Genomic DNA, 12,832 nt, shown 5'->3' on the forward strand with positions numbered 1-12,832 from the left:
TTAACCAATAGTTTCTTAACCTTCTGCGTACGCGCTGGCGCTTTGTTTGGCGCCGGGGATCCCGCCGGACCGGTCCGGCGTTTCTTTCCATCCCTTACGCGATCGGCTAGATGGCGTGATATATATTCAAGGCCCGCAACCCAGGCGCGGGATGCACGTGACGGGGACGACATTGCAGCAAAGACACAAGAAGACTTCGATCGTACTGGCCCTCGCTTCGGGCATTTCGATCTTCGCAGGGATGACGGCCCCCGCTCACGCCCTGACCCTCATGGACATCCTGCGTGGCGGCCCCGGTGCGGGCAGGGCAGGCCAGTCCGACAACGGGTTGCCCGGCGTTGGTAGCGGACGCTCCGCCATGCCGAGCGAGAGATCGCTAGCCGATCCCGAGCCGCTGCCGAAGGTTTCGGGGCCTCGCTACTATACCTACAAGCCCGATGCCGAACGCGCCGTGAAGACGGCAGGCTTTGCGGCGTCCTCCGCGGCTGACGCGTCGCGTCTGCTTGCCGAGGCAAAAATCTCCGCGCCGGCCGATATCGCCGCAGCCTTGGAGGCTTTCTACGGCAAGACCGCCCAGCCGATCTGGGTGTCCGATGGCGATATCAACGAGAAGGCCAAGGGCGTTCTCGCGCTTTTCGAGCGGGCGGCGGACTACGGTCTGGAGACGACCGACTATCGTCTTTCCCCGCCGACCCTGACGACGGCGAGCGTCGCCGACCCGGCCGCTTCCGGTTCGCCGGTCGTGACCTCCGATGCGTCGCCCGCTTCGCCCGCCGATGGCCACGACCGGGCGCTGATGCAGTTCGAGCTGGCGCTGTCGGCGAAGGTGCTGACCTTCGCCCAGGACATGCTGCGCGGACGCATCGATCCCAACCGGATTTCCGGCTATCACGACTTCAAGCGCAAGGACGTCAATCTGTCGCTGGTCCTCCCCTTTGCGGAGAAGGGGACGGACGCTGCCGCCTATCTGGAGGGGCTCGCGCCGCAGAGCGCGCATTTCCAGGCCCTGAAGGCCGAGCTTGCGACACTGCGTGCAGAAGCCATCGACAATGGCCCGCAGGTCTCGCTGCCGGACAATCTTCTCCTGAAACCCGGCAAGAGCAGCCCGGACATGGCCGGCATCATCGCCGCCATTCAGCACACCGGCTCCGATGCGCTGAAGACCAAACATGCCGCGACGCTCGCTTCCTATCAGCAGACGCCTGACTACACGCCGGAGCTCGTCGAGGTCGTGAAGACCTTCCAGGCCGAGGTGGGGCTGAAGCCGGATGGCGTCATCGGCGCCGCCACCGTCCGCAAGATGATCGGCCATACGTCCAAGGACCGGATCGGCAAGGTGGTCGTTGCCATGGAACAGGCGCGCTGGCTGCCGAACGATCTCGGGCAGCGGTATGTCTTCATCAACCAGCCGGCCTTCCAGGTCTACTACCACGACCGCGGCGTCGAGCAGTTTTCCATGCGCGTGGTCGTCGGCTCCCGGTCCAACCAGACCTATTTCTTCCAGGACCAGATCGAGACGGTCGAATTCAACCCCTATTGGGGCGTGCCGCAGTCGATCATCATCAACGAGATGTTGCCGCATCTGCGCCAGGATCCGAACTACCTGGACCGGCTCGGCTACGAAGTCTCGGTCAATGGTCGGGCGGTTTCGTCGAGCAGCGTCGACTGGTACGGTTCCACCCAGAATGTCTCCGTGCGTCAGCCGCCGTCCAGCGACAATGCGCTCGGCGACCTGAAGATCCTGTTCCCGAACAGCCATGCGATCTACATGCATGACACGCCCTCGAAGAGCTTCTTCCAGCGCGACATGCGGGCGCTCAGCCATGGTTGCGTACGCCTTGCCGAACCGCGCAAGATGGCCGCTGCCGTGATGGGCACCACGATCGAGGATATCAATGCGCGGATCGCCGCCGGCCAGAACGTCGCCGCCAAGGTCCCCGCCAAGATCCCGGTCTACGTCTCCTATTTCACCGCCTGGCCGAACAAGGACGGCAAGGTGGAGTTCTTCGATGACGTCTATGGACGCGACGAGGCGATGTTGAAGGCATTTGCGGCAACCACCAAGGTTCGCGCAGCACAGATCTGACGCAGGGCGTTTTTTAAGGGATCAAGGGCGGCCGCAGGCCGCCCTTGTTATTTGGCCGCCTGTTTGGCCAAGGCCGCCCGCTTCGCCTCGAGGCCGATCAGCGTACGCACCACATCCGCGGTCAGATCGTCATAGGCGCTGATCACGTGATCCGGATTGAGGGTTTGGACGGGCACGTCCGAATAGCCGAAATCGACCGCGATTGAGGAAACGCCCGCATTCTGGGCCGCCATGATGTCGTTGACGCTATCGCCCACCATGACGCTCAGAGCAGGGTCGCCGCCCGCCCGCTCGATCGTCCCGAGGATATGGCGGCCGTCCGGCTTGCGGACCGAGAACGTATCGCCGCCCGTCATCGCCGCGAATCGCTTGGAAAGACCCAGCCTCTCCATCAGCGGAAACGCGAGCTGCTCGATTTTGTTCGTGCAGATCGCAAGCCGCATGCCGGCATCTGCCAGACGGTCGAGGCAGTCGATGATGCCCGGATAGGGGCGGCTCTTGCCCGGCAGGTGGTTCTTGTAGTGGTCGATGAAATAGGCAAACAGTCGGTCGGTTTCCCGCTCGTCGATCGGCGTTTTCCTCAGATCGAAGGCCCGCCGGATCATCACCCGTCCTCCCTGGCCGACAAGATGCGTCAGATCATCGAAAGTGACAGGAGCAAGTCCGGCCCCTGTGATCGTATGATTGAGGCTGTCGATCAGATCCGGCGCCGTATCGATCAGGGTGCCGTCGAGGTCGAAAATGACGAGTGGAGCGGTCAATGAAACCTCGCAAATTGTGTCGGGACATTGCCCGCCTTAAGGAATGCGACTGCGAAAAGCAAATATGCGAGATTCGCGCCCGCCTTAAAAGCCGGTCCAAAACCGGGAGAGGGGACTTTCGTTTGCGGGAGGAGGCGTGTAAACAGCGTTTCGGCGAAAACAGCGGGGAGCTTGTGGCGGATGGACGCCCGAGAAATGAAGGTCAAGGCGGCCGAGGCTGCACTGGCATATGTCGAGGACGGCATGAGGCTGGGCATCGGCACCGGTTCGACGGCCGAGGAATTCGTGAGGCTGCTGGCCGAAAAGGTCCATGAAGGCTTGAGGGTGGAAGGCGTTCCGACATCCGAACGCACGGCCAGGCTCTGCGTCGAGCTGGGGATCCCGCTGAAATCGCTCGAAGAGCTTCCGGAACTCGATCTGACGATCGATGGTGCCGACGAGGTTGATGAAAACCTGACCCTCATCAAGGGCGGCGGCGGAGCACTGCTGCGCGAGAAGATCGTCGCCGCAGCGTCGGGCCGCATGATCGTCATTGCCGACGAGAGCAAGCTCGTCGAGATGCTCGGCGCCTTTCCTCTGCCGATCGAAGTCAATCCCTTCGGCGAGGCTGCGACCCGTATCGCGATCGAAAAAGTGGCGGCAAAGCTTGGCCTCAGCGGCGAGTTGAAGCTCCGCAAATCGGGCGACGATACCTTCATGACGGACGGCGGCCACCATATTTTCGACGCATCTTTTGGCCGCATTCCTGATGCAGAGGCTCTCTCGAGGGAGCTGAATTCCATTCCCGGTGTCGTGGAACACGGGCTGTTCATCCATATGGCGTCCTTTGCGATCATTGCCGGTCCGGCAGGAGCGCGGACGCTTAAGGCGAAGTAAACTAGGAGCAACCAACTTATGATCAGATTCGCGGTTCTCGGCCGTGCCGCCGCATTGGCGGTTCTCTTCTCCGGCGCCCTTACGGTATCCGCCCGCGCTCAAGAAGTGTCGGAGGCCCAGCTTGCCGCTGCACGGGAAGCGATCGCTTCGCTGAACGTCACGGATCGTTACGACAATATCCTGCCGAACCTCGCTGAGCGGCTGAAGGCGCAGTATATCCAGGCCTCTCCGAACTTCCAGGAACAGATTGGCAGCGTGGTGGACGAACAGGCGCTGGCGCTTGCGCCGCGCCGTGCCGACCTCGAAAAGGAAGCCGCGACCATCTACGCAAAGAGCTTCTCGATCGACGAATTGAAGGCGATCGCTGCCTTCTTCAACACCGAAGGCGGCAAGAAGCTTCTCACCGCCCAGCCGCTCGTTTCCCGCGAAATGGGCAAGGCCGCCGAAATCTGGGCAAATGGCATTTCCCGCGATCTGACCAATCAGAGCACGGAAAAGCTGCGCGGCATCATCGACGCGACGCCGATCCAGGCACCGGTTGTCGATCCGGCGCAGCCTGAAGCGCAGGCGGCGGCACCCGTACCGGCAAAGCCTGCAGCCCCGGCCAAGCCTGCGGCTCCGGCGGCAGCACCCGCAAAGCCTGCCGCTCCGGCTGCGGCCCCGGCCAAGCCTGCTCCGCCACCCGCCGCCAAGCCGGCCCCGGCACCCGCTCCGAAGCCCTGAGGGCTTCTCGCGGATTGATGATTTTGTCGAAGCCCGGAGCGATCCGGGCTTTTGCTTTTCAGAGCGGGAACTTATATGAGGGCGACCCCGCCGCATGAAGGAGATTGCCATGGCCGCCTATGATTATGATCTGTTCGTGATCGGCGGCGGATCGGGCGGAGTGCGGGCCGGCCGCGTGGCCGCGTCGCTCGGCAAGAGGGTGGCGATCGCGGAGGAATACCGCTTCGGCGGCACCTGCGTCATCCGCGGATGTGTGCCGAAAAAGCTGTTCGTCTACGCCTCGCAATATCATGAACATTTCGAGGATGCCGCGGGCTACGGCTGGGAAGTCGGGACGAGTACCTTCGATTGGAAGAAGCTCATCGCTGCCAAGGACAAGGAAATCGCTCGCCTCGAGGGCCTCTATCGTCGCGGCCTCGAAAACAACGGCGCCGAGATCCTCGAAACCCGCGCCGAAATGGTCGATGCCCATACGGTGCGGCTGGTGAAAACCGGCACGACGGTGACGGCGGAAAAGATCGTCATCGCGACCGGCGGAGCGCCCAATCCGCATGTGGCGCTGCCTGGACACGAACTCTGCATCTCCTCGAACGAGGCCTTCCATCTGCCTGAACTGCCGCGCTCGATCCTGATTGCGGGCGGCGGCTACATCGCAGTCGAATTCGCCAACATCTTCCATGGCCTCGGCGTCGACACCACACTCATCTATCGCGGCAAGGAGATCCTGTCGCGTTTCGACCAGGACATGCGCCAGAGCCTGCACAAGGCGATGGTCGAAAAAGGCATTCGCATCGTGCTGACGGATGTCATCGAAGAGGTGACCAAGGCGCCCGCCGGGGGCCTCGTGGCAAGGACGCTTTGCGGCGAAACCATCGCGGTCGATACCGTGATGCTGGCGCTCGGCCGAGATCCGAACACCACCGGCCTTGGGCTGGAAGCGGCGGGCGTGGAGGTGAACGAGCGTGGGGCGATCGTCGTCGACGAATATTCCCGCACGAGCGTCCCGCATATCTATGCGCTCGGCGATGTCACCGATCGGGTACAGCTGACGCCGGTGGCGATCCACGAAGCCATGTGCTTCATCGAGACGGCCTTCAGGGACAATCCGACGGCCCCTGATCACGACCTGATCGCGACCGCCGTCTTCTCGCAGCCGGAGATCGGCACCGTCGGTCTGTCGGAAGAGGCGGCAGCCAAGCGCTATCCGGAACTGGAAGTCTATCGTGCCGAGTTTCGCCCGATGAAGGCGGCGCTTTCCGGGCGGGCGGAGAAGATGATCATGAAACTGGTGGTCGACGCGGCAAGCCGCAAGGTCGTCGGCGCCCATGTGCTCGGGCATGATGCAGGCGAGATGGCCCAGCTTCTCGGTATCTCCCTGAAGGCGGGCGTGACCAAGGACGATTTCGATCGTACAATGGCCGTCCATCCGACGGCAGCGGAAGAACTCGTCACGATGTATAATCCGAGCTATCGGGTCAGAGACGGCGAGCGTATCTAGAGCAATTCCTGGAAAAGCGCGAAGCGGTTTTCCGTCCGGAATTGCGTCAAAACGAAAAGACAGAGCACCTCCGTGACTCGCAGAAAGACGGAAATGCTCTAGGGCCTCGGGCGGCTATGCAAACCCTCTATTAAGGTTTATAAGCCGCCCCTATTTTAAGGGCGATCGCCCGGCTCGGCCGGGCCGTAACAGGTGAGTGAGATGGCACAGAATTGGACCCCGAGCAGTTGGCGGCAGAAACCGATCCAGCAGGTCCCGGAATATCCCGACGAGGCGGCGCTGGCGGCGACGGAAACTCAGCTCGCGACCTTTCCGCCGCTCGTCTTTGCCGGTGAAGCTCGCCGCCTGAAGAAGCAGCTCGCCAATGTCGCGGAAGGCAATGCCTTCCTCCTGCAGGGCGGCGACTGCGCCGAAAGCTTCGCCGAACACGGCGCCGACAATATCCGCGACTTCTTCCGGTCCTTCCTGCAGATGGCCGTAGTGCTGACCTTCGGCGCACAGTTGCCGGTGGTGAAGGTCGGCCGCATCGCCGGACAGTTCGCCAAGCCCCGCTCGTCGAACATCGAGAAGCAGGGCGATGTGGAACTGCCGTCCTACCGGGGCGACATCATCAACGGCATCGAGTTCACCAAGGACGCCCGCACGCCGAGCCCGGAGCGCCAGCTTGACGCCTACCGCCAGTCGGCCGCGACCCTGAACCTCTTGCGCGCTTTCGCGATGGGCGGCTACGCAAACCTCGAAAACGTCCACAAGTGGATGCTGGGCTTCGTAAAGGACAGCCCGCAGGGCGAGCGCTATCGCAAGCTCGCCGATCGCATCAGCGAAACCATGGACTTCATGCAGGCGATCGGGATCAGCTCGGAGAACAATCCGAGCCTGCGCGAAACGGACTTCTTCACCAGCCACGAAGCGCTGCTGCTTGGTTATGAAGAAGCGCTGACCCGCGTCGATTCGACCTCCGGCGACTGGTACGCCACGTCGGGCCACATGATCTGGATCGGTGACCGCACGCGCCAGCTCGATCATGCGCATGTGGAATATTTCCGGGGCATCAAGAACCCGATCGGCCTCAAATGCGGCCCGTCGCTTCAGCCCGACAACCTGATCGAGCTGATCGACGCGCTCAATCCGACCAACGAGGCGGGCCGGCTGACGCTCATCTGCCGTTTTGGCTACGACAAGGTGGCCGACAGCCTGCCGAAGCTCATCCGCGCCGTCGAGCGGGAAGGCAAGAAGGTCGTCTGGTCCTGCGATCCGATGCATGGCAACACGATCACCTTGAACAACTACAAGACGCGGCCTTTCGAGCGCGTCCTGTCGGAAGTAGAAAGCTTCTTCCAGATCCATCGCGCAGAAGGCACCCATCCGGGCGGCATCCACGTCGAGATGACCGGCAAGGACGTGACCGAATGCACCGGCGGCGCCCGCGCCGTCACCGCCGAGGACCTGCACGACCGCTATCACACCCACTGCGACCCGCGCCTCAACGCGGACCAGGCGCTCGAACTCGCCTTCCTGCTCGCCGAGCGGATGAAGAGCGGCCGCGACGAGAAGCGCATGGTCGTCAACGGCTGAGCGAACCACCTTTTCCGGCGGCCCGGAACGTTTCCTCGACGGTCCGGGCCGTCGGTTCGATTGCGGATCGGGGACGGCTTCGCGCCGATTCCTCTTTCGTCCTGCGTCGCAGATGCAGGAACACCGGTCGTGCGGTAGCCTATCGCGCCGCTTCCGTTTCTTTGCTATTGAGCCATCCGGAACAAAAACGGGAGGGTGGTCGATGGCGCGGAATATTGGCAGGACGCTTCAGGATTTCTGTCGCCCGGACCGGATGGCGCTCGTCGTCTACGACATGCAGGTCGGCATCCTGCGCCAGCTCAAGGAGGGCGCGGTCATCACGGCGAAGGTGAAGACCGTTTTGGACGCGGCGCGCGCGGCCGGTTTCCCGGTCATCTTTCTTCGTCACCTGTCGATGCCCAAGCCGCTGATGGGGCAGTTCCAGATGCGCCAGGCGATGGCCTGGCAGCGGACCGAGGATCCCGATGCCGTGCATCCGTGGTTCCTGCGCGATTCGCCGGGCTTTGCCATCGCCCCGGAACTGGAGCCGACCGCCGACGAGGCGGTTCTCGACAAGATCACCTTTTCCGCCTTCGAAGGCACGCCGCTTGCTATCATCCTGCGTGATCTCGGCCTGAGCTCCTTTGCGATCTGCGGCGTGGCGACCGAAATCGGCATCGATCCGACCGTCCGCCACGGATGCGATCTGGGGCTCGTCCCGATCGTCATCCGCGACGCCTGCGGAGCGGGGCACGCTGAAGCCGCGGAGCGGGCCATGGAAAATATTGGGTTTATGGGGGACGCGATCATGTCCGATGTGGCACAGATTGTCGGCTCAATGCGGCAATAAGGCAACACTTGCTGGGGATTCCCGCCCTCGCGCGGCTGCCCAAGTATTGACTGTCACAGTTTCGCATACCACAAACACCTTAACGCCATATTTCGGCTAAACTTCTGGCGGCATGCGCTTTTATGTGCACCACCGAAACCAAATCGGGGCGGGCGTAAAGACATTGGTTACCATAATCGTTCATTCTCACCGGCAGTCCTCAGGCAGTGACCGGTACACATCTTCTTCAGCTGTGTCCTGCCTCGGTTGTAACGGCGGCGACGCGCAAGTGTTCTCCGCCTGTGTGGGTAACGGTTCGGGTAACAAGTGATGGTGCGTACGGTCCAGGCTTCCGCGAATGGCAAACAGGCACGCAAGGCGCCACAGCGCCGCAAGAAATCCCGCTCTCTCCTGACGAATGTCGCAGTCGGCATCGGGCTGACGATGGTAACGCTTGTCGGCGCCTCCGTGGTCACCATGGCGACTGCGGTCAAATCCACCACCGACGTCAAGTTCGAGATCGCCCTGGCGCAGCCGGTGGCTTTGGCTGCGGCGCCGGCCGTCCCCGCCGAGCGCGAGATCGACGTTTCCAAATTTTCCCGCCTTTCCGACGGCTCTCCGGCCAGCCCGAAAAGCGGTCGCCTCGCCGGTGCCGATGTCGCGGCGCTCGAAGCGCTGAAGCCGGATCGTTCGAGCGCCCGGCAGATGCTCGGGGCGGTGCTCGCCAAGGCCAACCGTCACGCCGAGAGCGAAAAGCAGTTTGCAGCCCTTGCAACGCGCCGCCCCGGCGTGGAAGCCATCCGTGCCGCACTCGCGCCTGCCATGCAGAGCCTCGTGGTCGTGGCGCCGCGTGGCGATGACGCCATGCCGGATCTCATTCAGGATGTCGCGCCCGCCACCTCCGTTGCGCAACTGAAGGACATGAAGCCGGTCGAGATGGCCGCGCTCGAGGAAACGGCTGTCGAAGACAATGCCGACGCCTTGGAAGAGGCTGCCGTCGAGGTGACCGAAGAACCGGCGCCCGCCGAAGCCCAGGCGCTTCCGAAGGCCGGCCCGCTTCCGGTCATCCGCCCGTCGACCGCCCTGGCGGGCAAGCCGGCCAAGCCGAATGCGCTCGCCGCGATTGCCGCCGTCGCGCCGCAGAAGCCGGCCCAGCCTACCGAAGACGACAAGCCGACGGCGCTTGCCTTTGCCAAGCCGGACAATCCGATGCGCGACACGCCTGCGCGTCCGGGTCCTGCACCGAAATGGCCGGGAATCGGCACCAAGGTCGCGATCTACGACATCAGCAACGCCGTCGTTCACATGCCGAACGGCACCAAGCTCGAGGCCCATTCCGGCATCGGCAGCATGCGCGACAACCCGAAATTCACGCATGTGAAGATGCGCGGACCGACGCCTGCCGGCACCTACAAGCTGTCCATGCGCGAAAAGCTGTTCCACGGGGTGGCCGCGATCCGCCTGACTTCGGTCGACGGCAGGCATCCGCAGAACCGCACCGGGCTTTTGGCGCACAGCTTTCTGCTGCGGGTGCGCGGCGACTCGCACGGCTGCGTGGCCTTTGCCGACTACGACCGCTTCCTGAAAGCCTTCCAGCGCGGCGAAATCACCCATATGGTGATCGTGCCCAAGTGGGACGGCAAGCGCCCGGGCAGCGGTGGCGGCGGCGACAACTTCATCGCCAAGCTCTTCAGCGGCAGCGACGCCTGATCCGGTCCGGCGACCCGACGTAGAAGCTGCCGTTTCGACTGAAGCCAGAAGCATCCGTCGCCTGTTTCCATCTGGATCTTCGGGTCTGACCCGGGGATCGGCATCCATGAACAGGCAATGCGCCGCTGAATGACCTGACCGGTCGCCGAAGACCGGCCGGCTCCCGTTTCTTCAGCCTAGAATGTCGCGTGCAACGCGCATGAAAATCCTCGCTCCGATCGGGATCAGGTCGTCCGGAAAATCGTAGTTAGGATTGTGAAGCGCGGGGGAGTTCTCGCCGGCGCCGAGGAAGAACATCGCGGATTTCGAAGCCTGGCCGAAGCGGCCGAAATCCTCCGAAGCGCGCAGCGCCTCGCCGGGTTCGTGCGACACACCTTCCGAATCCATCGCAGCCCTCAGCAGGGCAACGGCCTCCGGGGCGTTGTCGCAATGGCTGAAGATGTCGTGATATTCCAGCATGTATTGCAGCCCGCTTTCCGCTGCGGCTTCATGCACCAGGCTCTCTGCGGCCTGCGTCAACGCCTCCATGCGGTCGTCGGTCATCGTTCGGAGTGTGACCCAGACTTCGGCATGACCGGGCGCAATGCCGAAGGCGGGTTCGCCCACCGAGGCATGCGTTACGGTTGCCAGAACCAGGTCTTCCGTCCCGATCGTGCCTTTGCTGAGCGCCGCCAGCGCGGGCATCAGTTTCGCCACCGCCGGCACGGGCGAAATGCCGGTTTCCGGCATGGAGGCATGCGCGGTGCGGCCCGAAAAGCTGATCTTCAGCCCCCGGGAGGCGCAATTGGCGATGCCGTCCTTCAGCCAGACGTGCCCGAGCGGCAGGCCCGGCATGTTGTGGAGCGAAAAGCTGTAGTCGGGCGAAAGCTCGGCGAACCGCGCGTCGGCAATCACCGCAGCCGCACCCGCACCCGTCTCCTCGGCCGGCTGGAAGAGCAGGATGACCCGCCCGCGCGCCGGGCGCTCCCGGCCGAATTGGCGTCCGAGTGCTGCAAGCGTCGCCATATGGCCGTCATGGCCGCACATATGGCCCTTGCCGGGCAGTCGCGAGCGGTGCACTGGCGTGCCCGTCTCCTCGATCGGCAAAGCGTCGAGTTCGGCACGGAAGAGCAGCGTCGGCCCGGGCGCGCCGCTGTCGTAGATCACCGCCACGCCCGTGCCGCCGAGGCCGGAGATCACCCGGTCCGGGTTCGTCCCGGCAAGAAAAGCCTGCACTTCGGCAGCCGTCGCGATCTCGTGGCCGGACACCTCCGGCATCGCATGCAGCTTCTGCCGCCATGCGGTGAGCTCGATCAGGTCGTGATTGGTAAGATACATGCTGCCTCCTCGATGCCGTGCTGAAAGAGAGGTAGCCGGGCAGAGGCAAAGCCGCAAGCCGTGGGGAACAAGGAGGAGCTCAAGCGATTTTCATCGCAAACCTCAGGAGGCAGTGATGCACATCATTCTCGGCGGAACGGGGCACGTGGGTTCGGCGGCGGCAAAAGCACTTCTTGCGCGCGGCGAAGCGGTCACCGTCGTTGCGCGCAATGCCGACAGGGCGGAAAGGCTGCGGCAGCTCGGCGCCGAAGTGGCGGTCGCCGATATCCACGACACCGGAGCGCTCCGCCGCATCTTCCGGCGCGGCCGGCGCCTCTACGCCATCAATCCTCCCGCAGCACCGAATACCGACACCGATGCCGAGGAAAAGAAGACCATCGCCTCGATCCTCGCGGCGATCGAAGGCTCAGGTCTCGAAAAGATCGTCGGCCATTCCACCTATGGCGCCCGCAAGGGTGAGAAGATCGGCGACCTCGGCACACTCTACGAGCTGGAGGAAGGCCTGAAACGCCAGCCGATCCCGGCAAGCATCCTGCGTGCCGCCTATTACATGACCAACTGGGACATGAGCCTTGAAACGGCGCGGGAGAAGGGCGTGCTCAACACGCTCTTTCCGGCGGATTTCCGCCTGCCGATGGTGGCGCCTGAGGATCTGGGAGAGGCCGCCGCCGACCTGATGACCGAGCCCGCCGGCGAGACCCGCTTGCTCTACGTCGAAGGCCCCGAGCGCTACACCCCGGCCGATGTCGCGGCCGCCCTTTCGGACCGGTTCGAAAGGTCCGTCAAGGTCATCACCACGCCGCCCGAGAGATGGGAAAAAACCTACCGCTCCCTCGGCTTCTCCGCCAAAGCCGCCAAATCCTATACCGGCATGACGGCCCTCGCGATGGACACCCCCGTGCCGCCGATCAGCAAGGTGCGGAGGGGGAGGGTGGGGCTCACGAGATATCTGGAGATGTCACCAAAATATCTTCGTGACTGAAATCGGCCCAGTCAATTTTTCCGGAGAAATCGGCTAGGCAATCTGGATCAAAGTCTAAATGAATATCTTCGCGCAGGAGTTTTTCATGTTTTATTATTGTCGGGCATTCATGTTGATCTGTGTTGCCCATATTTACGAATAGTATATTTCCGTTAATAAGTATCGCATGCTGCCAGAAGCGGTTCCACATCCATTGATGGTCAACCCGCATAGATTGAAGAACAGTATATACTGTCGAGGGGGCATCATTTCGATCGGGAATTTGTCCGAACAAGGAAAATTCATGCAGAATTTTATGAGTCTGCTCGTGAATCAGCTCGATTCTCGATATGTCCTCTAACGTCGTTTCCGAGATCTAGGTTCCAGCACTCTGTACTATCGTCAGCATTCGGTTGTTGAGTCAGTCGTGCATGTCGAGGAAAGTGAAGCTTATTACCTGTGGCTAGGGATCTAAGAACAGCACCGACCTGATATCCCTTTAATGACTTTGGGATCG

General features: G+C 62.6%; 10 protein-coding genes. 8 read left to right on the forward strand and 2 right to left on the reverse strand.

Annotated features, from left to right (window positions below; genetic code table 11):
• The first annotated feature begins 151 nt into the window (after nt 1-151).
• Complete coding sequence (locus C5L13_RS05095) at nt 152-2,086, forward strand: L,D-transpeptidase family protein (protein ID WP_105382194.1); 1,935 nt, start codon at nt 152-154, stop codon at nt 2,084-2,086.
• A gap of 47 nt (nt 2,087-2,133) precedes the next feature.
• Here the strand turns inward: C5L13_RS05095 and C5L13_RS05100 are convergent, their stop codons facing one another.
• Complete coding sequence (locus tag C5L13_RS05100) at nt 2,134-2,847, reverse strand: HAD family hydrolase (protein WP_105382195.1); 714 nt, start codon at nt 2,845-2,847, stop codon at nt 2,134-2,136.
• Nucleotides 2,848-3,027: 180 nt separating this feature from the next.
• Between C5L13_RS05100 and rpiA the strand changes: the two genes are divergently transcribed.
• From rpiA to C5L13_RS05130, 6 genes are all read left to right on the forward strand, one after another.
• Nucleotides 3,028-3,723 (forward strand): ribose-5-phosphate isomerase RpiA, encoded by a 696-nt coding sequence (gene rpiA, locus C5L13_RS05105; protein ID WP_105382196.1) that lies wholly within the window; start codon nt 3,028-3,030, stop codon nt 3,721-3,723.
• 18 nt (nt 3,724-3,741) lie between these two features.
• Nucleotides 3,742-4,446: a DUF2059 domain-containing protein gene (locus C5L13_RS05110; RefSeq protein WP_105382197.1), complete on the forward strand. Its 705-nt coding sequence runs from the start codon at nt 3,742-3,744 to the stop codon at nt 4,444-4,446.
• A 109-nt stretch (nt 4,447-4,555) separates the two neighbouring features.
• Nucleotides 4,556-5,944 carry a glutathione-disulfide reductase gene (gene gor / locus C5L13_RS05115; RefSeq protein ID WP_105382617.1) on the forward strand — a complete coding sequence of 463 codons (1,389 nt, stop codon included), beginning with the start codon at nt 4,556-4,558 and terminating at the stop codon, nt 5,942-5,944.
• A gap of 201 nt (nt 5,945-6,145) precedes the next feature.
• Entirely contained in the window at nt 6,146-7,519 is a 1,374-nt protein-coding gene (locus C5L13_RS05120) for a class II 3-deoxy-7-phosphoheptulonate synthase (protein ID WP_105382198.1), read from the forward strand.
• Nucleotides 7,520-7,721: 202 nt separating this feature from the next.
• A complete protein-coding gene (locus C5L13_RS05125) occupies nt 7,722-8,348 on the forward strand; it encodes a cysteine hydrolase family protein (protein ID WP_105382199.1) in 627 nt (208 codons plus the stop codon).
• A 309-nt stretch (nt 8,349-8,657) separates the two neighbouring features.
• A complete protein-coding gene (locus tag C5L13_RS05130; RefSeq protein WP_245423252.1) occupies nt 8,658-10,037 on the forward strand; it encodes a DUF2778 domain-containing protein in 1,380 nt (459 codons plus the stop codon).
• A 171-nt stretch (nt 10,038-10,208) separates the two neighbouring features.
• On the opposite strand, the gene C5L13_RS05135 is transcribed toward C5L13_RS05130, so the two are convergent.
• Nucleotides 10,209-11,354, reverse strand: coding sequence for an amidohydrolase (locus C5L13_RS05135; RefSeq protein ID WP_105382200.1), 1,146 nt, complete (start codon nt 11,352-11,354; stop codon nt 10,209-10,211).
• Between the two features lie 115 nt (nt 11,355-11,469).
• Here C5L13_RS05135 and C5L13_RS05140 point away from each other — a divergent pair, with 115 nt between their 5' ends.
• Nucleotides 11,470-12,336, forward strand: coding sequence for an NmrA family NAD(P)-binding protein (locus tag C5L13_RS05140; protein WP_105382201.1), 867 nt, complete (start codon nt 11,470-11,472; stop codon nt 12,334-12,336).
• Nucleotides 12,337-12,832 lie beyond the last annotated feature (496 nt).

The organism is Neorhizobium alkalisoli (assembly GCF_002968635.1).
In the GTDB taxonomy this organism is placed as follows: Bacteria; Pseudomonadota; Alphaproteobacteria; order Rhizobiales; family Rhizobiaceae; genus Neorhizobium; species Neorhizobium alkalisoli.

What these genes read in the sequence shown, in the direction of transcription:
- C5L13_RS05125 (WP_105382199.1), top strand. Translation starts at nt 7,722, where the DNA reads ATGGCGCGGAATATTGGCAGGACGCTTCAGGATTTCTGTCGCCCGGAC.
- rpiA (WP_105382196.1), top strand. Translation starts at nt 3,028, where the DNA reads ATGGACGCCCGAGAAATGAAGGTCAAGGCGGCCGAGGCTGCACTGGCA.
- C5L13_RS05135 (WP_105382200.1), bottom strand. Translation starts at nt 11,354, where the DNA reads ATGTATCTTACCAATCACGACCTGATCGAGCTCACCGCATGGCGGCAG.
- C5L13_RS05140 (WP_105382201.1), top strand. Translation starts at nt 11,470, where the DNA reads ATGCACATCATTCTCGGCGGAACGGGGCACGTGGGTTCGGCGGCGGCA.
- gor (WP_105382617.1), top strand. Translation starts at nt 4,556, where the DNA reads ATGGCCGCCTATGATTATGATCTGTTCGTGATCGGCGGCGGATCGGGC.
- C5L13_RS05095 (WP_105382194.1), top strand. Translation starts at nt 152, where the DNA reads ATGCACGTGACGGGGACGACATTGCAGCAAAGACACAAGAAGACTTCG.
- C5L13_RS05110 (WP_105382197.1), top strand. Translation starts at nt 3,742, where the DNA reads ATGATCAGATTCGCGGTTCTCGGCCGTGCCGCCGCATTGGCGGTTCTC.
- C5L13_RS05120 (WP_105382198.1), top strand. Translation starts at nt 6,146, where the DNA reads ATGGCACAGAATTGGACCCCGAGCAGTTGGCGGCAGAAACCGATCCAG.
- C5L13_RS05130 (WP_245423252.1), top strand. Translation starts at nt 8,658, where the DNA reads ATGGTGCGTACGGTCCAGGCTTCCGCGAATGGCAAACAGGCACGCAAG.